This is a genomic window from Polaromonas sp. P1_F9, assembly GCF_056405615.1.
Window position 1 is genome coordinate 495,412 of record NZ_JBFUBT010000002.1, and the last position, 24,159, is coordinate 519,570.

Annotated in this window: 22 protein-coding genes; 11 read left to right on the plus strand and 11 right to left on the minus strand. The window is 62.4% G+C overall.

Translation table 11 applies throughout. From position 1 onward, the window contains the following. Positions 1-65: 65 nt before the first annotated feature. From AC1DYR_RS07610 to AC1DYR_RS07635, 6 genes are all read left to right on the plus strand, one after another. Entirely contained in the window at positions 66-1,043 is a 978-nt protein-coding gene (locus tag AC1DYR_RS07610; protein ID WP_477704551.1) for an ABC transporter ATP-binding protein, read from the plus strand. Beyond that, positions 1,040-2,080 (plus strand): ABC transporter ATP-binding protein, encoded by a 1,041-nt coding sequence (locus AC1DYR_RS07615; RefSeq protein WP_477704552.1) that lies wholly within the window; start codon positions 1,040-1,042, stop codon positions 2,078-2,080. Before AC1DYR_RS07610 ends, AC1DYR_RS07615 begins: the two co-directional genes overlap by 4 nt. An 80-nt stretch (positions 2,081-2,160) precedes the next feature. Then, positions 2,161-3,375 (plus strand): M20 aminoacylase family protein, encoded by a 1,215-nt coding sequence (locus AC1DYR_RS07620; protein WP_477704553.1) that lies wholly within the window; start codon positions 2,161-2,163, stop codon positions 3,373-3,375. 16 nt (positions 3,376-3,391) lie between these two features. Beyond that, complete coding sequence (locus AC1DYR_RS07625; protein WP_477704554.1) at positions 3,392-4,489, plus strand: M14 family metallopeptidase; 1,098 nt, start codon at positions 3,392-3,394, stop codon at positions 4,487-4,489. Between the two features lie 14 nt (positions 4,490-4,503). Beyond that, complete coding sequence (locus AC1DYR_RS07630) at positions 4,504-6,327, plus strand: sensor histidine kinase (RefSeq protein ID WP_477704555.1); 1,824 nt, start codon at positions 4,504-4,506, stop codon at positions 6,325-6,327. A 165-nt stretch (positions 6,328-6,492) separates the two neighbouring features. Then, complete coding sequence (locus tag AC1DYR_RS07635; protein ID WP_477704556.1) at positions 6,493-6,858, plus strand: response regulator transcription factor; 366 nt, start codon at positions 6,493-6,495, stop codon at positions 6,856-6,858. A 10-nt stretch (positions 6,859-6,868) separates the two neighbouring features. Here the strand turns inward: AC1DYR_RS07635 and AC1DYR_RS07640 are convergent, their stop codons facing one another. After that, a complete protein-coding gene (locus tag AC1DYR_RS07640) occupies positions 6,869-7,405 on the minus strand; it encodes a DUF1415 domain-containing protein (RefSeq protein ID WP_477704557.1) in 537 nt (178 codons plus the stop codon). 141 nt (positions 7,406-7,546) lie between these two features. Continuing rightward, on the minus strand, positions 7,547-9,208 hold the full coding sequence (gene ettA, locus AC1DYR_RS07645; protein WP_477704558.1) for an energy-dependent translational throttle protein EttA: 1,662 nt from the start codon (positions 9,206-9,208) through the stop codon (positions 7,547-7,549). 369 nt (positions 9,209-9,577) lie between these two features. Between ettA and AC1DYR_RS07650 the strand changes: the two genes are divergently transcribed. Together AC1DYR_RS07650 and AC1DYR_RS07655 are read left to right on the plus strand one after the other, a co-directional pair. After that, the gene (locus AC1DYR_RS07650; protein WP_477704559.1) at positions 9,578-11,299 is read left to right on the plus strand and encodes a DEAD/DEAH box helicase; all 1,722 of its coding nucleotides are present in this window, start codon (positions 9,578-9,580) and stop codon (positions 11,297-11,299) included. Next, on the plus strand, positions 11,241-11,867 hold the full coding sequence (locus AC1DYR_RS07655) for a Rossmann-fold NAD(P)-binding domain-containing protein (protein WP_477704560.1): 627 nt from the start codon (positions 11,241-11,243) through the stop codon (positions 11,865-11,867). Before AC1DYR_RS07650 ends, AC1DYR_RS07655 begins: the two co-directional genes overlap by 59 nt. 7 nt (positions 11,868-11,874) lie before the next feature. Here the strand turns inward: AC1DYR_RS07655 and AC1DYR_RS07660 are convergent, their stop codons facing one another. From AC1DYR_RS07660 to AC1DYR_RS07700, 9 genes are all read right to left on the minus strand, one after another. Beyond that, positions 11,875-12,624, minus strand: a complete 750-nt coding sequence (locus tag AC1DYR_RS07660) for a FadR/GntR family transcriptional regulator (RefSeq protein ID WP_457279256.1) — start codon at positions 12,622-12,624, stop codon at positions 11,875-11,877. A gap of 9 nt (positions 12,625-12,633) precedes the next feature. Next, positions 12,634-13,017 (minus strand): cupin domain-containing protein, encoded by a 384-nt coding sequence (locus tag AC1DYR_RS07665; protein WP_477704561.1) that lies wholly within the window; start codon positions 13,015-13,017, stop codon positions 12,634-12,636. 37 nt (positions 13,018-13,054) lie between these two features. Next, on the minus strand, positions 13,055-14,101 hold the full coding sequence (locus AC1DYR_RS07670) for an L-idonate 5-dehydrogenase (RefSeq protein ID WP_477704562.1): 1,047 nt from the start codon (positions 14,099-14,101) through the stop codon (positions 13,055-13,057). 36 nt (positions 14,102-14,137) lie between these two features. After that, a complete protein-coding gene (locus AC1DYR_RS07675) occupies positions 14,138-14,893 on the minus strand; it encodes an SDR family oxidoreductase (protein WP_477704563.1) in 756 nt (251 codons plus the stop codon). Positions 14,894-14,911: 18 nt separating this feature from the next. Beyond that, the gene (locus AC1DYR_RS07680; protein ID WP_477704564.1) at positions 14,912-15,982 is read right to left on the minus strand and encodes an ABC transporter ATP-binding protein; all 1,071 of its coding nucleotides are present in this window, start codon (positions 15,980-15,982) and stop codon (positions 14,912-14,914) included. A gap of 122 nt (positions 15,983-16,104) precedes the next feature. Next, positions 16,105-16,956: a carbohydrate ABC transporter permease gene (locus AC1DYR_RS07685; RefSeq protein ID WP_477704565.1), complete on the minus strand. Its 852-nt coding sequence runs from the start codon at positions 16,954-16,956 to the stop codon at positions 16,105-16,107. After that, positions 16,953-17,825, minus strand: coding sequence for a carbohydrate ABC transporter permease (locus AC1DYR_RS07690; RefSeq protein WP_477704566.1), 873 nt, complete (start codon positions 17,823-17,825; stop codon positions 16,953-16,955). The genes AC1DYR_RS07685 and AC1DYR_RS07690 overlap by 4 nt, the downstream gene beginning before the upstream one ends. A gap of 72 nt (positions 17,826-17,897) precedes the next feature. Then, entirely contained in the window at positions 17,898-19,274 is a 1,377-nt protein-coding gene (locus AC1DYR_RS07695) for an ABC transporter substrate-binding protein (protein ID WP_477704567.1), read from the minus strand. 130 nt (positions 19,275-19,404) lie between these two features. Beyond that, positions 19,405-20,367, minus strand: coding sequence for a 2-hydroxyacid dehydrogenase (locus AC1DYR_RS07700; RefSeq protein WP_477704568.1), 963 nt, complete (start codon positions 20,365-20,367; stop codon positions 19,405-19,407). A 90-nt stretch (positions 20,368-20,457) separates the two neighbouring features. On the opposite strand from AC1DYR_RS07700, the gene AC1DYR_RS07705 reads away from it, so the two are divergent. The 3 genes from AC1DYR_RS07705 (at position 20,458) to AC1DYR_RS07715 (ending at position 24,144) form a co-directional block, all read left to right on the plus strand. Continuing rightward, positions 20,458-22,197, plus strand: coding sequence for an IlvD/Edd family dehydratase (locus AC1DYR_RS07705; RefSeq protein ID WP_477704569.1), 1,740 nt, complete (start codon positions 20,458-20,460; stop codon positions 22,195-22,197). Positions 22,198-22,333: 136 nt separating this feature from the next. Beyond that, positions 22,334-23,266 (plus strand): sugar kinase, encoded by a 933-nt coding sequence (locus tag AC1DYR_RS07710; RefSeq protein WP_477704570.1) that lies wholly within the window; start codon positions 22,334-22,336, stop codon positions 23,264-23,266. Next, positions 23,263-24,144, plus strand: a complete 882-nt coding sequence (locus AC1DYR_RS07715; RefSeq protein WP_477704571.1) for a 2-dehydro-3-deoxygalactonokinase — start codon at positions 23,263-23,265, stop codon at positions 24,142-24,144. The genes AC1DYR_RS07710 and AC1DYR_RS07715 overlap by 4 nt, the downstream gene beginning before the upstream one ends. The last annotated feature ends 15 nt before the right edge of the window (positions 24,145-24,159 follow it).

The window sequence follows — 24,159 nt, forward strand, 5'->3', positions numbered from 1 at the left end:
TTTTTCCTTGGGGCGGCCCGGCGGAAAAACCTTACTCATCGCTCACTTCGTGAGCTGAACCGTCAATGAGTCTTTTACAAATCAAGAACCTGGTGGTCGAGTTTCCCGGCCGGCGTGGCACGCTGCGTGCACTGGACGACATCTCGTTTGACATCGCCCCTGGCGAAATCCTTGGCGTGGTCGGTGAATCGGGCGCGGGCAAGTCGCTGACCGGTGCGGCCATCATCGGCCTGCTGGAGCCGCCCGGGCGCGTGGCGGGCGGCAATATCCTGCTCGAGGGCGAGCGCATCGACAACCTGCCCCACGAGCGCATGCGTCACATCCGGGGGCGCAAGATAGGCGCGATCTTCCAGGATCCGCTGACCTCGCTGAATCCGCTCTACACCATAGGACGGCAATTGGTGGAAACCATCCAGGCTCATTTACCTGTCAGCACGCAGGAAGCCCGGGCGCGCGCCATCGAACTGCTGGATGACACCGGCATTCCCGCAGCCGCCCAGCGCATAGACCACTACCCGCATCAGTTCTCGGGCGGTATGCGCCAGCGCGTGGTAATCGCCCTGGCGCTGGCGGCCGAGCCCAAGCTCATCGTGGCCGACGAACCGACCACCGCGCTTGACGTATCGATCCAGGCACAAATCATCACCCTGCTCAAAAATATCTGCCGGCAGCGCGGCGCCGCCGTCATGCTGATCACCCACGACATGGGCGTGATCGCCGAAACCTGTGACCGTGTGGCCGTGATGTATGCCGGGCGGATCGCCGAGATAGGCCCAGTGCACCAGGTGATCAACCACCCCTCGCATCCCTACACGGCGGGCCTGATGGCCGCGATTCCCGACATTACCGTGGAGCGTGAGCGCCTGTATCAGATCGATGGCGCCATGCCGCGCCTGAACGCCATCCCACAGGGATGCGCCTTCAATCCGCGCTGCCCCAAGGCCTTTGAACGCTGCCGCCAGGACAGGCCGGACCTGATGCCGGCCGGCGCCACGCGGGCGGCGTGCTGGTTGCATGACGCGCATGCGGGGGTGGCCGCATGAGCGACATCCTGAATGCCGAAGTATTGCAAAATGCGGCAAAGGTTGGGGAACCGCTGGTCCAGGCGCACGACCTGGCCAAGACTTTCGATGTGTCGCCGCTCTGGCTCAACCGCGTGCTGGAGCGCAAGCCCCGCCTGCTGCTCAAGGCCGTCGACGGCGTAAGCTTCGACATCGAGAGAGGCAAGACGCTGGCACTGGTCGGCGAATCGGGCTGCGGCAAAAGCACCGTCGCCCGCCTGCTAGTGGGTCTCTATGAGCCGACGCGCGGTGGATTGACCTTTGACGGCCAGGATGCGCATTCCACTTTCAAGACACCTCAGGGCCGGCAATTGCGCAGGCGCATCCAGATGATTTTTCAGGACCCCTATGCCAGCCTGAACCCGCGCTGGACGGTGGAAGACGTCATCGCAGAACCGTTGCACGAGCACGGCATCCTGAGTGACAGCGCAGCACTCAAGGAACGCGTGGACGAACTGCTGAGGTCGGTGGGCCTGTCTGCGCTGGACAAGCCCAAGTATCCACATCAATTCTCGGGTGGGCAGCGCCAGCGCATATCGATCGCGCGCGCACTGGCGACGGAGCCCGAGTTCCTGGTCTGCGACGAACCGACCTCGGCGCTGGACGTGAGCGTGCAGGCGCAGGTGCTCAACATCATGAAGGACCTGCAACGAAAGCGCGGCCTGACTTACCTCTTTATCTCGCACAACCTCGCAGTGGTGCGCCACGTGAGCGACCAAGTCGGCGTGATGTACCTGGGCCGCCTGGTCGAGATGGCCGACAAGCACAGCCTGTTCGACACACCGCGCCATCCCTACACACGCATGCTGTTGGATGCCATCCCCAAGATGCACGACACCGGCCGGGCCCGCACCCCTGTGTCGGGCGAAGTGCCCAATCCACTGAACCCGCCCATCGGCTGCACTTTCCACCCACGCTGCCCGCATGCCAACGAGCGTTGCCGCAGCGAACGGCCGGAGTTCCTTCACCTTCAAGGCATTCGTGTGGCCTGCCATGCAGTTGAAGAGGGCCGGATTTAGGGAACAAATACCAGGAACGCAGGCACGGTCATGCAAAACGGAACCGGCTTGGTTACTATGTACTCTTAGGGGACATCGCCATGAAAATCATTGAATCCATCCTGGCCGGGGCAGCCGACATCGCCGCCGTGCGCCGCGACATCCACGCCCACCCTGAACTGTGTTTCCAGGAAGTACGCACTGCCGACATTGTCGCGCAAAAGCTCGAATCCTGGGGCATCCCGATTCACCGCGGCATGGGCACCACCGGCGTGGTCGGTATCGTGCACGGCCGCGACGGCGGCGCTTGTGGCCGGACCGTGGGGCTGCGCGCCGACATGGACGCGCTGCCCATGCAGGAGTTCAACAAATTCCCCCATGCCAGCACGCGGCAGGGCAAGATGCACGCCTGTGGCCATGATGGCCACACCGCGATGCTGCTGGCCGCGGCACGCCACCTCTCGCAGAACCGAGACTTTGACGGCACGGTCTACCTGATCTTCCAGCCGGCCGAGGAAGGCGGCGGCGGCGCACGCGAGATGATCAAGGGCGGCCTCTTTGAAAAATTCCCCGTCGAAGCGGTCTTCGGTATGCACAACTGGCCGGGCGCGCCTGTCGGCACTTTCGCGGTCAGCGCGGGGCCAGTGATGGCATCAAGCAACGAGTTCAAGATCACTATACGCGGCAAGGGCAGCCACGCCGCGATGCCGCACTTCGGCATCGACCCTGTGCCTATCGCCTGCCAGATGGTGCAGGGCTTCCAGACCATCATCAGCCGTAACAAAAAACCGGTTGATGCGGGCGTCATCTCGGTGACCATGATTCACGCCGGAGAAGCGACCAACGTGGTGCCGGACTTCTGCGAGTTGCAGGGCACAGTGCGCACGTTCAGCATTGAAGTGCTGGACATGATTGAAAAGCGCATGAAGGAAGTGGCCGAACACACCTGTGCCGCGTTTGAAGCACGCTGCGAATTCGAGTTCACGCGCAACTACCCGCCCACAGTCAACAGCGCCGCCGAGGCCGACTTCGCACGCCGGGTGATGAGCGACATCGTGGGGCCGGCCAACGTGCTGCCGCAGGAGCCCACCATGGGCGCCGAAGACTTCGCCTACATGCTGCAAGCCAAACCCGGCGCCTACTGTTTCATTTCCAACGGTGACGGCGCGCACCGCGACATGGGCCACGGCGAAGGGCCCTGCACACTGCACAATCCGAGCTACGACTTCAACGACGACCTTATCCCCCTGGGCGGCACCTACTGGGTCCAGCTGGCTACGCGCTGGCTGGGCACGGTTCCTGAGGCGCGCCCCTGACAACGCCAACAACACCATGAACACACACGCGGCTTTTTCAGCCAGTTATGCGGCTGCGCGCGCCAAATTCCTCGAGACGGCTCGCGCCGCCGGCATGGCGCTTCGCGCCTATGAACACCCGCTGAAGGGTCGCGACGGCGAAACCCTCGCGATGGACGTGGCCCTGGACGGCTCGCCTGACGCAAACAAGCTCTTTATCGTCAGCAGCGCTTGCCACGGCGTGGAAGGCTACTGTGGCTCGGGTGTGCAGGTGTACGCCGCACAGGACGCCGAATGGCGCGCCAAGGCCCGCGCGGGCGGTGTGGCGGTGCTCTACATTCACGCGATCAATCCCCACGGCTTTTCCCATGCACGACGCACTACGCACGAAAACGTGGACTTGAACCGCAACTTCCATGACTTCGGCCAGCCCTTGCCTGTCAATGAAGCTTACCGCGAGCTCCACGATTTGCTGCTACCCGCGCGGTGGCCCCCTACAAGCGAAAACCAGGCCGCCATTGCGGCCTATATTGACACCCGTGGCGTGGCACGCTACCAGGCGGCCGTATCGCAAGGCCAGCATGAATACGCCGATGGCATGTTTTTCGGCGGGACGGAGCCCACGTGGAGCAATCGCACCTTGCGCGAAGTGCTGCAAACCTTCGGACAACGGGCTAAACGCATCGCCTGGATGGACCTGCACACAGGGCTTGGCCCAAGCGGGATTGGTGAGCGCATTTTTGCCTGCGACAACGATCCCATAGCCCTGGCACGTGCGCGCGCCTGGTGGGACGGCGGCGGCGCCACCCCCGTCACCTCGTTTTACGACGGCTCCTCCAGCTCGGCGCACCTGACGGGTTTGATGTGGGCGTCGGTTCCCGACGAATGCCCGCAGGCCGAATACACCGGCATGGCCATGGAATACGGTACGGTGCCCATTCTGGACGTCATTGCCGCCCTGCGCGCCGACCACTGGCTGCACAATCATCCTGAGATGCCCGCGGAGCAACAGGCGACGATCAAGCGGCAAATGATGAACGCGTTTTATGTCGACACGGACGAATGGCGCTCACAAATCGTGGCTCAGGCGCGCCAGGCTATGTTTCAGACCGTGGGCGGACTGAACACCCCCTGAACCAGGGCCGCACAATGACTCGGGTGCAGCCATTGCAGCAGCCCTATTTTCAACCCGAGCACGAAAGCCGCGCCATGCCGTCCGACGCCGACCTGCAACTCCAGCTCAAGCAGCTGCAACAGCAATACCAGGCGTTAGAGGTCGACTACCGGAATTTGCAGCTTGAAAAGCAGAAGCAGGAGACATCCGCCAACCTGTGGCTGGAACAGCGAACCCGCGAACTTCAGGTCGAAGCACTGGAGCAGAAAAAAGCCGAGACGCTGCAGCGCGTGTTCTACCGCATCGCCGAACGGGCGGCGGCCGACCTTTCTTTCTACGATTTCCTGCAGTCGGTGCACGGCCTGCTGGGCGAGCTGCTGTACGCGAAAAACTGCTACGTGTGCCTCTATGACGCGCAAAAGCAGCGCAAGGATTTTCCCTATTACGTGGACGAACGCGACGGCGACACCCTGCAGCGCAGCAACGTGCCCTATCGGCGCGGGCTGACCGAGTTCGTGCTGAGCACCGGCCGGCCGCAGATCATCGACGCGGCGCGGCTCAAGCTGCTCGAAGCCGGCGGCCAGGTGACGGAAGGCAGCGGCGACATGACCTTCAGTTCCTGGCTGGGCGTTCCCATGCACATACGCGGCAGCATAGGCGGCGTGCTGGCGGTGCAGGGCTATGAATCGGGCGTGGTCTACAGCGACACCGACGCCGACATCCTGTCCTTTGTCGCCAACCACGTCAGCAGCGCCATCGAGCGCTACCAGGCGCTGGACGAACTACGCAAATCCGAAGAGCGCTACCGCACGGTGATTGAAAACGTCGGCGTCGGCGTGGTAGTGGTGCAGTACGGGCGCATGGTGTTCGCCAACCCCAGCCTGGAGCGCATCGTGGGCCATCCGCGGGAATACCTGCTGTCCCAGCCTTACACCGCGACCGTCCACCCCGACGATTTGCCGGTGATGCGAGAGCGCCACGAGCGCCGCCTGCGGGGCGACGAGGTCGACTCGATGTACGGGTTTCGCGTGATCACCCAGGCCGGCGAGGTGCGCTCGCTGGAGCTCTCCGCCGTGCAGATCGAATGGGGCAAGCGCGAGGCGACGCTCATCTTCGTGGTGGACGCCACGGCCCGCCTGCAGGCCGAACTGACGCAGCGCCAGACCCTGCAGCGGCAAACCGAGCTCAATGACATGAAGTCGCGCTTCATCTCGGTGGCGTCGCATGAATTCCGCACGCCGCTGGCGTTCATCCTGTCGTCCGCCGAACTCCTCAAGCACTACGGCGACCGCCTGCCCGAGCCCGAAAAAGCCGAGGTCATCACCACCATAGAAACCGGCGTGCAGCGCATGACCCAGATGCTGGACCGCGTGCTGCTGCTGGGCAAGGTGGAGGCCCAAATGCTGGCGTTCCAGCCGGCGGAGATCAATCTGCAACTGCTTTGCCAGAACCTTGTGGAGGATGCGCGCATCCAGCATTCAGAGGCGGGCTGCGAGCTGGCCCTGGAATTCGAGGCGCGGCCGGAGGTCGGGCTTTTTGATGAGAAGCTGCTGCGCCATATTTTTGGCAACCTGCTGTCAAACGCCATCAAGTATTCACCACAAGGCGGAAAAGTCTCTTTCCGTGTGTTTTCGTCGGAGGGACGTGTGGCCTTTGAGGTAGCGGACCAGGGCATAGGCATTCCGGCCGAAGAGCTTCCCCACCTCTTCGAATGGTTCCACCGGGCCAGCAATGTCGGCGAAATCCAGGGCACGGGCCTAGGGCTGGCCATCGTCAAAAATTCGGTTGACCTGCACGGCGGCCACATCAACGTCACCAGCGTCGTGGGCCAGGGCACGCGCTTTACCGTCACGATTTGAGTCACGGAACCTGGCCAAACCAGCCCGCGCACCGGGCAGATTGGGGAAACCGGGTTAAGGCTATAAGATGGACACCAGCCCGGCACCGCCACAGAGCCTGCCGGGTGGTTCAGGGAAATCAGCCCCGCCAACGATGAAATGCAGGGCCTTCAATGCGAAAGAAAAATGGCGCGCATTCTGGTGATTGAAGATGAATCCCATATCCGGGACAACCTCCTGCGCTTTGTCCGGCTGGAGGGCCACGAAGGCCTGGCAGCGGCAGACGGCCATGCCGGCCTGCAAGTGGCCAGGGAGCAGCAACCGGACCTGATTTTTTGCGATGTGATGATGCCGCTGATGAACGGCATGGAAGTTCTGGCCGCGCTGCAATCGGAACCCGCCCTCAAGCAGGTGCCCTTTGTGTTCCTGTCGGCCAGCGCGGAGTCAGAGCGGCTGGAGGAAGCTCTGCGCCTGGGTGCCAGCGGCTATGTGACCAAGCCCTTTAACTTCGCGCAGCTGCAAGCGGTGCTCAAACAGCACTTGCCCAAATAAGGCCTCAGCGTTATAGGCCCAGCGCCTTCCAGCCCGCGCGGCCCAGCTTTTCGAGCGTCGCGATGTTCTGCTCAAAGATGGCCTCAGCCTCGGGAAACGCCTCCACGGCCCGTGCCACGCTTTCCTCGCGCAGCAAATGCAGGATGGCAAAGGGCGCGCGGTTCGTGTAGTTGCCAATGTCGCCGGGCTCGGTGCCATCGAACTGGAACTGCGGGTGAAAGCTCGCCAGCTGGATCACGCCTTCGAGGTCATGCTCATCCACCACGCCTTCGGCGATTTCCAGGAAATCGTTGAAGTCCAGGAAATCATCAAACAGCGTGGGGTGAATCAGCAGCGTAGTGTCGACCTCTTCGGCCGGCGTCGCCGCCAGCAGGTCCAGTTCGCGATCCAGCTCCTCGAGCAGGCCGTCCGCATGTTTCGCATGACTTACCACCAGACGGACCTGGTTCTTGACGTAGACCGCCTTGGCGAACGGGCACAGGTTAAGCCCGATCACGGCTTTTTCGAGCCAGTGGCGGGTTTGGGCAAGGACTTCGTCGTCGGTCATCACTATCTCCAGGGAGCTACACGCAACGTGCACGAGAGCTCTTCAACCAAGCAGGGGCCGCGGGACTGGCTTTGCCAGACCGCAGGCGCAGCGGCCCCCTCGGGGGGCAGGAAGCTACACGCAGTGAGCGACCGTGGGGGCTCAGTGAAGTGCCTTGAACCGCACACGCTTCGGCTTGGCACCCTCTTCACCCAGACGCTTCTTCTTGTCAGCTTCGTACTCCTGGTAGTTGCCGTTGAAGAAGGTCCACTGGCTGTCGCCTTCGGCGGCCAGGATGTGGGTCGCGATACGGTCGAGGAACCAGCGGTCATGGCTGATCACCAGCACCGAGCCGGCGAACTCCAGCAGCGCGTCTTCGAGCGCGCGCAGGGTTTCCACGTCCAGGTCGTTGGAGGGTTCGTCAAGCATCAGCACGTTGCCGCCCGCGATCAAGGTCTTGGCCAGGTGCAAACGCCCGCGCTCACCGCCCGACAGCATGCCGACGCGCTTTTGCTGGTCGGCGCCGTTGAAGTTGAAGCGGCCGGCATAGGCGCGGCTGGGCATGGTGAACTTGCCGACGGTCAACATGTCCAGGCCGCCGGAGATGTCTTCCCAGACGGTCTTTTCATTGGCCAGGTCGTCGCGGTGCTGGTCGACGAAGGCCATGCGCGCGGTCTTGCCAATGGCAACTTCGCCGCTGTCCGGTGTTTCCTTGCCGGCGATCAGCTTGAACAGCGTGGATTTACCCGCGCCGTTGGGGCCGATAATGCCGACGATGGCGCCCGCGGGCACCTGGAAGCTCAGATTGTCGATTAGCAGGCGGTCGCCGAAGGACTTGCTGACGTTCTTGAATTCAATGACTTCATTGCCCAGGCGCTCGGCCACGGGGATGAAGATTTCCTGGGTTTCGTTGCGCTGCTGGTATTCGAAATCGGAGAGTTCCTCAAAACGGGCCAGGCGCGACTTGCTCTTGGCCTGGCGCGCCTTGGGGTTCTGGCGCGACCATTCGAGTTCCTTTTTCAGGGCCTTGGCGCGGGCTTCCTCGCCCTTTTGCTCTTGGGCCAGGCGCTCGCCCTTCTGGTCCAGCCAGCTGCTGTAGTTGCCCTTCCAGGGGATGCCGTGGCCGCGGTCCAGCTCCAGGATCCACTCGGCGGCGTTGTCAAGGAAGTAGCGGTCATGAGTGATGGCCACCACAGTGCCTGAAAAGCGCTGCAGGAACTGCTCTAGCCAGTCCACCGATTCTGCGTCCAGGTGATTGGTGGGTTCGTCAAGCAGCAGCATGTCGGGTTTGGACAGCAGCAGCGCGCAAAGGGCGACCCGGCGTTTTTCGCCGCCCGACAACACGCCGATCTTGGCGTCCCAGGGCGGCAGGCGCAGCGCGTCGGCGGCGATTTCAAGCTGGTGCTCGGAATCGGTGCCTGCGGTGGCAATGATGGCTTCCAGGCGGGCCTGCTCGGCGGCCAGCGCATCGAAGTCGGCATCGGGCTCCCCGTAGGCCGTGTACACGGCTTCGAGCTGGGCCTTGGCGGCAAATACCGCGCCCATGCCGGCTTCCACGCTTTCACGCACCGTGTGCTCGGGGTCCAGCTTGGGTTCCTGCGGCAGGTAGCCGATGTTCAGGCCCGGCATAGGGGTGGCTTCACCCTCGATTTCCGTGTCCAGGCCGGCCATGATCTTGAGCAGTGTGGACTTGCCGGAACCGTTGGTGCCCAGCACGCCGATCTTTGCGCCCGGGAAGAAACTGAGCGACACCTCTTTAAGGATATGGCGCTTGGGCGGCACGATTTTGCCGACCTTGTTCATGGTAAATACGTACTGAGCCATCAGGATTAACTTTGGTAAAAATGAAAAACAATGCACGAAAACGGGCTGCTTGCCGCCTGTACATGCTATTTCTACAGGCTGTCAGCAGGCTTTCTTGCGGGCTGGAACGACACGCCGCGCCTGGGCGCAACCGCCTTTTGGCAAAGCGTGTTTTATGCGTGAATGCCTCCATTATCGTTGCTGTGCGACAATACAGGCGTTGCTGGTTCCAGTTGCCTTCAACATTTGGGCACATCCGGGTACCGCTTCAAGTGGCTGCTTACGGTGTTTTTGGCCCACTTTCTGACCCCATCTGCCTTTGACTGGCGGGTTTGCCTTTCAACAAGGCGCCCAACAGGCCGATCTAAAGCGCCACCCAGGCGCAACATCATGACATTTGAAGAATTGAATCTGGCTCCGGCCATTCTGAAGGCCGTGCTCGAGCAAGGCTACGACACCCCCACCCCCATCCAGGCCCAGGCGATCCCCGCCGTGCTCAAAGGCGTGGACCTGCTGGGCGGCGCCCAGACCGGCACCGGCAAGACCGCTGCCTTTACGCTGCCCTTGCTGCAGCGCTTGTCCACAGAAGCACGCCTGACCAACCGCCGCGGCGTCAACGCCGTACGCGCCCTGATCATGACACCCACCCGCGAACTCGCGGCCCAGGTCGAAGAAAGCGTCCGCACATACGGCAAATACACCGACCTCACCTCAATGGTAATGTTCGGCGGCGTCGGCATGGGCGCCCAAATTGAAAAACTGCGCCGCGGCGTCGACATCCTGGTCGCCACTCCTGGCCGCCTGCTGGACCACGCGAGCCAGGGCACACTGGACCTGAGCCAGGTGCAAATCCTCGTGCTCGACGAAGCCGACCGCATGCTGGACATGGGCTTCATCCACGACATCAAAAAAGTGTTGGCCCTGGTGCCCAAGCAGAAACAATCGCTGCTGTTCAGCGCGACCTTCAGCGATGAAATCCGCGAGCTGGCCAACGGCCTGCTCAAAAACCCCGAATCCATCCAGGTCACGCCGCGCAACACCACGGTGCAGCGCATCACGCAGACGATCCATCCCGTCGGGCGAGCCAAGAAAAAAGCGCTGCTGACCCACATCATCAACGAGCACAACTGGAGCCAGGTGCTGGTGTTCACCCGCACCAAGTTCGGCGCCAACAACGTGGCCGAGCACTTGACCAAAAACGGCATCCCCGCGATGGCGCTGCACGGCAACAAGAGCCAGACCGCCCGCACCCAGGCCCTGGCCGATTTCAAGAGCGGAACGATTCGCGCCTTGGTGGCCACCGACATCGCCGCCCGCGGCATTGACATCGACGAGCTGCCGCACGTCGTGAACTACGAAATCCCGAATGTCAGCGAAGACTACGTGCACCGCATCGGCCGTACTGGCCGCGCCGGCAACAGCGGCGAAGCCGTCAGCCTGGTCTGCCTGGATGAAGAAGGCTTCATGCAGGACATCGAGCGCTTCACCAAGCAGAACATCGAAAAAGTCATCGTCCCCGGCTTTGAAGCCGAGCCCGGCGAACGCGCCGAGCCGCTGGCCATGGGCCGCCAGACCATTTGGGGCGGCTTGGGCAAGCCGCCTAGCCGCGACGTGATGCAGGCTGCCGCCAAAGCAGCCCGTACTGAAATGATGCAGCGCATCCGCGACACCAAGGGCGCACAGCCCGCGCGCGGTGCAGGCGGCGGTAACGGAGGCGGCAACGGCAGCGCCCGTGGACGCGGCCCCGCCGGTGGTGGAAATGGCGGCGGCCGCGGCCCGCGCACACCTAACCCAGGCCAGCCACGCCAGAATTCCGGTTATTCGCAGAACGGCCAGCCGCCACGGCAGGCCCAGGCGCCGCGCCAGCGCGACGACCAGCAGCCGCGCGCGCCCCGCAACGAGTCAAGGGAGCCACGCAATGACTTCGACAACCAGCAACCTGCCAGCCACGCCTCCTCCGGCTTCCCATCCTCCGGCCAGCCCACGGGCGGCAACCGCGGCAACTACCGGGGCGGCAATCGCTCCGGCGGTGGTGGCGGCTCGGGTGGCGCTGGTGGCCGGGGCAACGGGCCTCGTCGGCCAGGCGGTCCTGGCTCGTTTACTGGCCGATAAGCGCTATTCGGCGGTTCACTGTGTGGGCCGTCGCGCGCCTGCGCAACGCGACGCACGGCTGGCCGTGCACCTGACCGATTCATTCGCGGACTTCACAGCGCCGCCAGTCGATGATGTCTTTATTGCACTGGGCACCACGATCAAAACGGCCGGCAGCCAGGCAGCTTTCAGGGCAGTGGATTTCGACGCCGTGCTGGCCGTAGCCCACGCTGGCCGCATTGCCGGCGCCACGCGGCTGGGTGTGGTCAGTGCCATGGGCGCTGATTGGCACTCCGCCCTCTTCTACACGCGCGTTAAAGGCGAAGCGGAAGAAGCGCTCGCACTGCTAGGCTTTTCCACTCTGGTGGTGGTGCGGCCCTCATTCCTGGCGGGTGAGCGCAAGTCTTTGGGTCAGGCGCCGCGCGCCGGTGAAAAAATCGCACTTGGCCTGAGCAAGCTTCTGAGCAATGTGATCCCTGCCAACTACCAGTCCGTTTCATCGGAAAGCGTCGCGCGTACGCTGGTTGAAGAAGTGGCCGTTCGCCGGGGCCAACACGTGGTGCTGTCGGGCGAGATGCAGCAAAGCTAGGGCCTGTTCAGGCAGCTTTCAGCTGCTTGGCTGGGTCGCTCAGCTTGGGCAAACGGCGCCGCGAGCCAAGCACCAGTTCGATATCCTCGCGCGCACCGTCAATCAAGACCAGAATCGCTTTTTCAGCTTTGGCCGGGTTGCGAGCAATCACAGCGTCCAGCACAGCACGATGCAGTGGGAGTGAAAGCTTGGGCCCGTCCTTGCGGCTCGTGGAAATCTCAAAGCTGGTACGCAGCAGCGCACTCAAGGCCTTGCTCATCTGGACAAGCATGCGGTTATGGGCGGCCCGCAACAGTCCCTGGTGAAAGCGCAGATCGTAGGTGACATAGTCGCCGCCGCCTTCAATGGCACGCTTCATGCCTGCGTAGGCATCCTCGATTTCGGCGACCTCCGCCGCTGTTGCCCGCTCGGCTGCCATGCGTACGGCAGCAGGCTCCACCAGGCGCCGCAACTCAAGCAGGTCACGCAGAAATTCGGGTGTGATGCCGGCCTTGGCCTTCCAGGCGATGACGTCGGGATCGAACCAATTCCAGTGCTCCTCGGTCAGCACGCGGGTGCCCACTTTGGGCCCGGTGGTGACAAGGCCCTTGGCGATCAACGACTTGACCGCTTCGCGCACCACCGTGCGGCTCACGCCAAGCTCTTCACAAAGAATAGGCTCAGGTGGCATCGACATGCCTGCGGCATAACGCCCCGCGACAATGGCTTCCCCGATATGGTCAACCGTGTTGCCGTGGACGTTTTTCATGGTGGCCATGGTGTTGCCTTAACCACGCACAAACAGTGTGACCAGCGGGTCCAGCCCGACCTGGCGGCTCCAGTGGCCGTGCAGGGCCGGGTCAAAGGTGGCTCCGGCCGGCAGCACGTCGGCCGAGTAGAAATGCTGGCCCGGCTTGAAGACGCGTGAGACACCGCCCTGCAGGCCGATTTCCATCTCGCCACCCAGGATGAACACCCACTGCGGGTTCGGCGTGCAATGGAACTGGCTGCGAAACCCCGGCGGGCTGTGGCGCAACTGGTAACCGCCCGAAGCAAACAACGTAGACAGCATGGCCCGCGGCGAGCCTTCGCCGAGCGGGATCGCCTCTTCCCGGAATTTGGCCCGACCGTCGGTATCGGTGTAAAGAATGACTTTGGGGAAAACGGTCACAAGGGACTCCGGTGAATGGATATGAAAAGCAGGCGCCTCATGAAGTTTCGCCGCCGAAGGCGATTTGCACTTTCATGGATTGACGCTTGTCGCCGGCGAGTGTAAAGGCATGCGCGGCCTGGTCGAAGGCGACGATGTCGGTGATGACGGGCCGCCCGTCAATGAGCCGCTGGTTCAGAAAGGCCACCGCCACGGCGAATTCGGAATGGAAGCGGAAGGTGCCGCGCAACTCGAGTTCCTTGGCGACCAGGGTGTTGAGCGGCAGGGAGATATTGCCGCCCAGGCCCACCGTTACGATGACGCCGCGCGGCACCACCACATCCAGGCCGGCGACCAGGGCTTTCTCATTGCCCGAGGCCTCGAACATCACATCGAACTGCCCCTTGCCGGCGGCGAAGGCCGTCAGGGCGTCGGGTTCCCGGGCCAGGTTGATGGTCTGGTCAGCGCCCATTTTTTTGGCGCAGGCAAGGGGAAGCTCGGCAATGTCGGCCGCGACGATGCGGGCCGCACCCGCGCGGCGCAGGCCGGCGATCAGCAAGGCGCCTATGGGTCCGCAACCGGTGACCAGCACCTGCTTGCCGAACACCGAGCCGGCCCTCGAAATGGCGTGCAAGCCTACCGACAGGGGCTCGGCCAGCGCGGCCTCGGACAAGGGTAGGTCGTCAGCCACCGGATGCGCCTGGGCGGCCTCTATGACCAGGGTTTCGCGGAAAGCACCCTGGATGTGCGGAAAGCGCATCGCGCTGCCGTAAAAGCGCATGTCCGTGCAATGGTTGTGCAGGCCTTGCTGGCAGAAGCGGCAAACACCGCAAGGCCGAGACGGTGAAATCGCGATGCGCTGGCCGGCGCGCAGGCCGTTAACCTCACTGCCCACGGCCTCAACGACGCCCGACACCTCATGGCCCAGCACCATCGGCTCCTTGATACGCACCGTGCCGAAGCCGCCGTGCTGGAAGTAGTGCAGGTCGGAGCCGCAGATTCCGCCGAAAGCCACCCGTACCCGCAACTGCTTCGGACCCAGGTGTTCGGTATCCAGCGCGTCAAGACGCAGGTCTAGGGGTGCATGACAGACAAGTCCACGCATGATGTTTTTCCCTGGTTGCGCGGGCTGGCGGCGGCTTCACAGCGTCGCCGTCACCCCGCCGTCGACATACAAAACATGGCCATTGACAAAGCTGGAGGCATCGCTGGCCAGGAACACGGCCGCGCCGGCCAGTTCCGCCACTTCGCCCCAGCGCCTGCTGGGCGTTCGCGCGGTAAGCCAGGCGCTGAACTGCTCATCGGCCACCAGCTTTTCTGTCAGTTCGGTCTTGAAGTAACCGGGGCCCAAGCCATTGACCTGAATGCCATAGGGGCCCCAGTCAATCGCCATGCCCTTGGTCAGCATCTTGACCGCGCCCTTGCTGGCCATATAAGGCGCGATGTTCGGTCGGCCCAGTTCACTTTGTACCGAACAGATGTTGATGATCTTGCCGCTGCGGCGCTCAATCATTTTTCGGGCTACCGCCTGTCCGACAAAAAAAACACTGTCGACGTTGGTGCGCATCAACTCATGCCAATCTTCAACCGGAAAGTCCTGCAGGGCCATGCGTCGCTGCATGCCGGCGTTGTTCACCAGAATATGAACAGGGCCTATTGACGATTCAATGTCATCGACTGCGGTCTGCGCGGCCGATGCCTGAGTCACATCAAATGCGCGCGTGTGAATAGTCAACCCTTCGCTTCGCAGCTTGCTCGCAGCTTGCTCCAGCTTGAGGCTGTCACGGCCGTTAAGCACCACGGCAGCGCCGGCATGGCCCAGCCCACGCGCCAGCGCAAAACCGATGCCGCCAGAAGACCCCGTCACCAGCGCCAGCCGACCATCAAGACTGAACATGCCTGCAGCCATTGCGCCTCAATCCAGACGGGCACCGCTGGCGTCGTCAAAAACATGGCTCTTGCCGTTCGCGATTTCGAGATGAACGATATCGTCTGGCCGCACCGCTGTTCGGCCGTGCATCACCAGTATGACGTTGGCGCCACCGACATCAAGCAAAAGTTCGGTTTCGGCACCGGTGGGTTCCACCACAATCACCTTTGCAGGAATGCCCTGCCCGCTTGTCGACAGCGAGATGTCACCGGGCCGTACGCCATAGTGCACCGCCTGGCCGTCGCGCGCCTGCGAAATCGCTCCAATGGGCCACCGGTGTCCCTGCGCCTCTACCCAGGCCTGCCCAGCCGATTGGCGCAACACACCCTTGAAGACATTCATGGACGGGGAACCAATAAATTGCGCAACGAACAAATTGCCGGGACGATCGAACAATTCGAGCGGTGTGCCGATTTGCTCGACGATGCCATCGTGCATGACAACGATGCGGTCAGCCATCGTCATCGCCTCAATCTGGTCGTGGGTGACATAGACAGTCGTGGTCTTCAGGCGCTGGTGGAGCGCCTTGATCTCAGCACGCATGGCAACACGTAGCTTGGCATCCAGGTTGGAAAGCGGCTCATCGAACAGGAAGACCTTGGGGTCGCGCACAATGGCTCGCCCCATGGCCACACGCTGGCGTTGCCCGCCTGACAGCTCCCGCGGGAACCGGTCCAGCAGCGGGTCCAGGTTCAGGATACGGGCGGCGTCGCCGACGCGCTTGTTGGTGAGTTCGGCATCGGCCTTGCGCAACTTCAGACTGAAGGCCATGTTGTCTCGCACCGTCATGTGCGGGTACAGGGCGTAACTCTGGAACACCATCGCGATGTCGCGGTCCTTGGAATCCAGCTCGTTGATGATCTTGCCGTCAATCGACATTTCACCGCCGCTGATTTCCTCAAGCCCGGCCAGCATGCGCAGCAGCGTGGACTTGCCGCAGCCCGACGGCCCCACCAGAACGACGAATTCGCCGTCGGAGATGTCAAAGCTGATGCCGTGAATGATCTTGACCTTGCCGAAGGCCTTCTCGATATTGCGAAACGATACAGATGCCATGAGATTCCCGTTATTTCCTGATAAAGACCGGGGCCCAACCGGCGCCGGGCCGCCCCAAGCCGGTTGCGGCCCCCTCGGAGGGCCGCGCAATACACGAAGTGACAAGCGTGGGGGCCATACTTTTAGCTTTTCACGGCGCCGGCCGTCAGGCCGGACACCATGTAACGCTTGAATGTGTAATAAATAGCCGCCGGAGGCAACGCGTAAATCAGGCCGGTGGCCATCAGCAGCTCCCAGGGCGAATCGTCGGCCGCCAGGAAATTACCCAACGCCACAGCCAGCGTCACGCTGGTGTCCCTGGACAGCAGCAGGAAGGCGTAGAGATACTCGTTCCAGGCCAGCAACAGCGCATAGGTGCCAACCGCCACCAGTGACGGCACCATGAGCGGCAGGTAAACCAGCCGAAACAGCTGCATCGCCGTAGCACCGTCCATCTTGGCCGCCTCGTCGAGTTCGTAAGGCAGTTTGTCGGAGGCCTGCTTGAGCACCCAGATGCAATACGGCGAGGCGATGGTCACCATGGCCAGAATCAGCGACCACTGGTGGTTGAGCATGCCGTAGTTACCCATGGTCTTGTACATGGGAACGGCCAGGAAGGCGGCCGGAATGAAGTAGGTGAAGAGCGCCATGTTCATCACCGTGCGGCCGCCGCGCACTTTGAGACGGCTGATCGCAAATGCCGCGGTGGTGGAAATCACCAGCGTCAGCACGCCCACAGACAGCGCGATCACCAGCGAGTTGCCCAGCTGCACCCAGAAGTGGTCGAGGTAGAAATGCTTTTGCCAGAACACTGTCTCGAAATTGCTCAATGTGGGACTTTTAGGCCAGAGCCGCCCCGTCGTGGCTTCGTTTCTTGGCGAAATTGCAAACAGCACCATGTGGTAAATCGGAATCAGCGTCCACAGCAGCACCGGGATGCCAATCAACAGCAGTCTGGCCTCGCGGCTCACCTTGCGAAGTGTGATGCGGCTCATCTGGACAACCTTTTCATCATGAAATACACCAGCGGCAAGACGAGGGGAAGGGCCACGACAATGGACGCCAGCGACAAATCCACCTGGTCCAGGCGCAAATAGCGGATGCCGAGCGTAGCCAGCACATGAGTCAGATCGGCGGGCCCGCCGCCCGTGAGCAGATAAACGCTGTTGAAGTCGCCCAGCGTCCAGATCATCGACAGGATGGTCGACGTCAGGTAGAGCGAGCGCATCGACGGCCAGGTGATAAACCGGAACTTCTGCCAGATGGTGGCACCGTCTACCGACGCCGCTTCATACTGCTCGGCCGGAATGGCCATGCGGCCGGCAAGCAAAATCAGCGTCCAGAACGGCAACGACTTCCAGATGTGAGCCAACATCGAAAAACACAGCGCCAGCGTCGGATCATTGAGCCAGTTGGGCCCGTCAACGCCGGTCATCTTGTAAATGAGCGTATTGATGACACCCCACTCAGGATTGAGCATGAAGCGCATGGACAGGATGGTCGGAATCGACGGCACCGCCCAAGGCAGGATAAATACGACCGACAGGCCCTTGACCCACCAGCGCGTGTTCAGGAAAAATCCCGACAGGAATAGCGCGACCACCATCTTGACGTTGACCGCTACGACGATAAAGATCACGGTATTGACCAGTGAGCGGAAGAATATCGGGTCGGCAAAAAGCCGGACATAACTCTCGGGATGGCGTGCGAGCCACAGGCCATACCCTACCGGGTAAATAACAAAAATCAGAAATATCAGCAGATAGGGAATAACAAGAACCAGCCCCCATTTCTCCCATGAAGTCATGGCTCCGCGCTCTGCGCGCAAAGAGGGGCCGGCCTGGTCGATGATTGCAGTGCTCATGCTTTTGGTACGCGCGCCACCCGTCTGGACGATCCAGTCCGGGCAGCGCGGCTTTCTTCAGTCAGCGAAAGGTCAGTTGGCCACGGTTTTGATGCGGGCAATCATTTCATCAACAGCCTTGTCCACCGGCACTTTTTCGTTGATGACGCGGTTGGCCGCCTTGGCCCAGACGTTCTCATTGTTCAGGATGGTGAATTTGTAGTTCTTGGTGAACTCAAAATTGACCGTGCCGTTCATGAACTGGTTGTAGACCGACTGGCGGTGCGCATCGGCCTTCCAGAACGGCCGCTGCTGCCCCGCCTTGGTCACCGGGAACCACCGACCCAACGAGCCTTCCACATACGGCGTCAGGTTCTCTTCCTGCATCAGAAAGGAAACGAACTCCTTGGCGCGGGCCTTGTTCTTGGCCTGGTTGAACACCACACCCACTTTGACCGCGGCACGGTAAACCATCTTGCTGCCATCAGGCTTGTTCGGGAAGCCCGCGGTGCGAATACGCTCGGTGTAATTCTTTTTCGCAAGCTCGCGCTCCTCTGGTTTCAGGGCCGCGTTGTTCATGTCGTCCAGCCACTTCGCGGCGATGGAGATCGTGGCGTTATGGGTCAGGATGGTGGTCTTGTTGTGGAAAGCGACGTTGTTGTCCGGGTCTTTCCAGCTGGTGGACGACGGTGGCGTGCAGCCCTTGGCGTACGGCTGGGTGTAGTCGGTCAACGCACCGATCAGGCCGGCACGCACTTTCGGGTCATCAACCAGCAGCTTACCGCTGTCGCTGACCAGGCTCACGTTGTAGGCATCCATGAAGGTCAGGAACGAATAGAAGGAGTCGCTCGAATCCACGCCCAGCGGCTGACCGATGCCGAAGGTGCGATTGCCGCTCTTCTGGCGATAAGCCGGCTGCACTTTGTCGCACCAGAATGACCAGTAGTCCTTCCAGCCGGTAGGAATATCGGATTCCTTGAAGCCGGCTTCGTTAAGCATGTCCACCCAGTATTGGATATGCATGGTTTGCTGCTTCATCGGAAAGGCGTAATAGGCCCGGGTCTTGGCGACGTCGTTATAGAGAAAGGCGGTTTCCACCGTGTTGGGTGCAAAGCGCGCGCGCATGGGGTTGATCACGCTGCTGATGTCTTCAAGCTTGCCGTCGAAGGCCCACTTGCCGGCGACCTGGAAGTCATAGACGTCGGCATAAGCCACGTCGGGCGGACTGCCGGAATCGAGGGCCGCGACGGTTTTCGGAATCATGTCCTGCACCGGGTACTGCGACAGCTCGATCTTGACGCCTTTGTGCTTGTCTTCATATTTCTTGATGGCAGCAAACAGGGCGTCGTCTTCGGCCTTGTAAAAGCCTTTGACCCACCAGACGGTGAGCTTTTCCTGGGCGGCAGCCTGCCCCGCCGTGATAAGGCCGGCCGCGACCATCGCGGCGGCCAGAATTGTCTTGAGTCTCATTGGGTTTGTCTCCTCTGCGGGTGGGTTGTTGAACGGCAAAAAACTCTAAAGGGTTCGTTGACGCATTGTTATCATATGATGATTAAACCCCGATTCTTCTATGGAAAACCCGAAGCATCCTGCCCCTGATTCAATGCCATTCCGGCACAGGGGTAAAGAGGGCTTGCCCGGAAAAATGGGCACGCAGGTTGTTCACGGCCAGGTTGGCCATGGCATGGCGCGTCTGCACCGTTGCGCTGGCCATGTGCGGCGTCAGCACCACGTTGTCCATGGACCAGAGCGCCTCCGTGGGATGCGGCTCCTTCTCGAACACATCAAGCGCCGCACCGGCGATCACGCCTTGCTGCAATGCGGCAACCAGGGCCGCCTCATCGACCACCGAACCGCGCGCCACGTTGATCAGGTAGCCCTCGGGCCCGAGGGCCTTGAGCACCTCCTCATTGATCATGTGGTGCGTTCCAGCGCCGCCCGGCGTAATCACGATCAGGAAATCCACTTGCGCGGCCAGTGCGTGCGCAGTGGGGTAAAAGGTGTAAGCGAGTTCCGCCTTCGCGCCGCGCCCGGTGTAAGCGATCGACATGCCGAAGGCCTCCGCCCGGCTCGCGATGGCCTGGCCTATGCGGCCCAGGCCGACGATGCCCAGGCGCGCGCCCGAGACCTTGCGCGCCAGCGGCATGGGCCCCTCCTTGGCCCAGCGGCCGGCGCGCACATAACGGTCCGCCAGCGGTATGCGGCGCGCCACCGACAGCATGAGACCTATGGCCAGATCCGCCACCTCGTCGTTGAGCACGCCGGGCGTGTGGGTAACCGGAATGCGTTTTTCCAGCGCAGCGTCGACGTCCACACCGTCGTAACCCACGCCCATGATGGAAACAATTTCCAGAGCGGGCAGTTGCTCCATCAGGGAACGCGGCACCTTGGACTCCCCGCCTCCGGCGATTCCGCGGATCAGCGGCGCCACCCTGGCGAAAGCCGCCGGGTCGCTTTCATGCAGCCTGTCATGGACTTCATAAGCGGCCTGCAGCGGCTCCATCAGGAAGGGCGGAAGCTTGGCGACGGTGAGGATGTGCGGGCGGCTGGACGGGACGGACAAGGGACGAACTCCTGTGGTCATGGTTTTCACTAAGATAGCCCGGTCAATGGTATGACGATAATATGTTTGAAGATTTAAGGACTTTCCCGCATGAGCACACCACCCAAGAAAAAACCCGCCCACGAACTCCGCAGCCAGCAATGGTTCGGCCGCCAGGACCGCGACGGCTTTGCCTACCGCAGCTGGGTCAAGGGCAAAGGCGTCCCGCACGACCAGTTCGACGGCCGCCCGGTCATTGGCATCTGCAATACCTTCAGCGAACTGACGCCCTGCAACTCGCATTTCCGCACGATTGCCGAGCAGGTCAAGATCGGCGTCTATGAGGCCGGCGGTTTCCCGCTCGAATTCCCGGTGATGTCGCTGGGCGAAACCCTGCTGCGCCCCACCGCCATGCTCTACCGCAACCTGGCCAGCATGGACGTCGAGGAAAGCATTCGCGGCAACCCCATCGACGGCGTGGTGCTGCTGATGGGCTGCGACAAGACCACACCTTCGCTGGTCATGGGCGCCTCCAGCGTCGATCTGCCCACGGTGGGCGTCAGCGGCGGCCCTATGTTGAGCGGCAAATGGCGCGGCCAGGAGCTGGGCTCGGGCACCGGCGTCTGGAGCATGAGCGAGCAGGTGCGGGCCGGCACGCTCAAACTCGCCGAGTTTTTTGAGGCCGAAAGCTGCATGCACCGCAGCCACGGCCACTGCATGACCATGGGCACAGCTTCAACGATGGCCAGCATGGTGGAAGCCCTGGGCATAGGCCTGCCGGGCAACGCCGCCTACCCCGCGGTGGACGGCAGGCGCAACGTGCTGGCCCGCATGGCCGGCCGCCGCGCTGTCGAGATGGTGCATGAAGACCTCACGCTCTCGAAAATCCTCACGCGCGAAGCGTTTGAAAACGCCATCAAGACGCTGGCCGCGATCGGCGGCTCGACCAACGCCGTCATTCACCTGATCGCGATCGCCCGCCGCATAGGTGTGGAGCTCACGGTGGATGATTTCGACCGCCTGGCCAGCGAGCTGCCCTGCCTCGTCAACCTGCAGCCTTCCGGCAAATACCTGATGGAAGACTTCTGCTACGCCGGCGGCCTGCCGGTCGTGATGAAGGAAATCGCGCAGCACCTGCACACCAGCGCCATCACAGCCAACGGCAAAACCATCGGCGAGAACATCGCTGATGCGGAAAACTACAACACCGATGTCATCATGCCGCTCTCCACACCCTTCAAGGACAAGGCCGGCATCGCCGTGCTGCGGGGCAACCTGTCGCCGCGCGGCGCGGTCATCAAGCCCAGCGCGGCCACGCCCGCACTCATGGTGCACAAGGGCCGTGCCGTGGTCTTTGAAACCATTGAAGATTTCCATGCGCGCATCGACGATGAAAACCTGGACATCGACGAGAACTGCGTGATGGTGCTGAAGAACTGCGGGCCCAAGGGTTACCCCGGCATGGCCGAAGTCGGCAACATGCCGCTGCCGCCCAAGGTGCTGCGCAAAGGCATCACCGACATGGTCCGCATCAGCGACGCCCGCATGAGCGGAACAGCGTATGGCACCGTGATACTGCACACCGCGCCTGAAGCCGCAGCAGGCGGACCACTGGCCCTGGTGCAAAACGGCGACATCATCGAACTGGATGTGCCCAATCGCCGGCTGCACCTGCATGTCAGTGACCAAGAGCTCGCCAGGCGCATGACCAGCTGGAAAGCGCCCGAGCCGCCGCTGTCTTCAGGGTACTGGAAGCTATACATCGACCATGTGCTGCAGGCCGATGAAGGCGTAGACCTGGATTTCCTGGTGGGCAAGCGCGGTTCGTTCGTGCCGCGCGACAACCACTAAGCCGGGTACAGCGCGGGTACGGGGCCGCCCCGGCCCGCGGGTACCATCGGGGGGTTTGAAGCGCGACGTGCTTTCAGGTTTTCTTCCCTGAAAAGCCCCGCGCCGGGATGCCGGAAGAAGCCAGGAAACCCAATCAATGCAAGCCAGAAAATTCGATGTCGTCGCGCTCGGCGAAGCCATGATGGAATTCAACCAGACCACTGCCGGCCAGCCTAACTACCTGCAGGGTTTTGGCGGCGACACCAGCAACGCCGTGATCGCGGCGGCGCGCGCCGGCGCCAACACCGCCTATCTCACCCGCCTAGGCGGCGACACCTTCGGCCACTCGCTAATGGCCTTGTGGACCGCGGAGAAGGTTTCCACGGAAGCGGTCCAGCAGGACAGCGAGGCCAGCACCGGCCTGTACTTCGTCACCCATGGCCCCAAAGGCCATGAATTCAGCTACCTGCGCGCGGGCTCCGCGGCCAGTCGCATGACACCGGCCTGGCTGCAGCAGGCCGGCGCGGCCGATGCCGTGCGCCAAGCCAAGGTTCTGCATGTATCGGGCATCTCGCTGGCGATTTCCGCCAGCGCCTGCGACACAGCGTTTGCCGCGATGAAACTGGCCAAAGAGGCCGGTACCCTCGTGTCGTTTGACTCCAATCTTCGACTCAAGCTCTGGCCGCTGGACCGGGCCCTTGCCTGCACCCGCCATGCCATTTCCCTATGCGACATTTTCTTGCCGAGCCTGGAAGACATCACCACCCTCAACGGCATGACGGACCCCGACGCGGTCGTGGACTGGGGCCATGCCCTGGGCGCCAAAACCGTGGTGCTCAAGCTCGGCGGCGACGGCGCGCTGGTCAGCGACGGCACGCGGCGCGAGCGCGTACCCGTGCACACCGTGAAGCTGGTGGATGCCACCGGTGCAGGCGACTGCTTTTGCGGCAACCTGCTGGCGCGCATTGCGGCGGGCGACAACGTCTTTGATGCGGCCCGCTATGCCAATGCAGCGGCCGCCCTCACGGTGCAGGGCTATGGCGCGGTCGCTCCGCTGCCGCGTCCCGAACAGGTCAGGGCCCTGCTGTGAACCGCCTTCTGGCAGTCGACTGGGGCAGCTCTTCACTGCGCGGCGCGTTGATCGACGGCGCCGGCACAGCCCTGGACGAACGTTCCTTCGCACGCGGCATCCTGACTGTCGCTCCCGGTACCTTTCCGGAGGTTTTTGCAAACTGCTTTGCTGACTGGATGACGTCAGGCACGCTGTGCCTGGTCTCCGGCATGGCCGGCAGCAAACAGGGCTGGCGCGAAGCGCCCTACTGCGCCTGCCCCGCCGGCTTTGACGCGATCGCCGCCGCACTGGAATGGGTGGAGCCCGGCCGCATCGCCATCGTGCCCGGCCTGAGCATAGACAAGGGCGGCGTGCCCGACGTCATGCGCGGCGAGGAAACGCAGATCTTTGGCGCCTTGCAACTGTTGGGTCTGACCCATGCCCGGCTGGTACTGCCCGGCACGCACAGCAAATGGGTCACCGTCGAAAATCGGCAGGTCACTGATTTTTCGACCTGGATGACCGGCGAGTTCTATGCGCTGCTGCGCCGCCAATCCATCCTCGCACGCATGCTGCCAGACGACGAACCTGCGCTGGACGCCGCCGCCTTTGACCAGGGCGTGGCCCATGCGCTGGCCGGTCCCGGCCTGCTGAACACCGCCTTCAGCACACGCACCCTGTCGCTGTTCCAGCGGATGGCCACCGAGGCCCTGCCCAGCTACCTGTCGGGTCTGGTCATCGGTGAAGAACTCAAATCCCAGGCACTGCCGCGCGGCGAGCCCGTGGTGGTGATGGGCGCGGAAGCCCTCACGGCCCGCTACGAACAGGCACTGGCCCAGCTCGGCGTGCCCGTGAAGCGCGTGGGTGCGGGTGCTACCTGGCGCGGCCTGCGGGCCATCGCCGATACCCTGGCCTGACCCGGCGCAGTATTG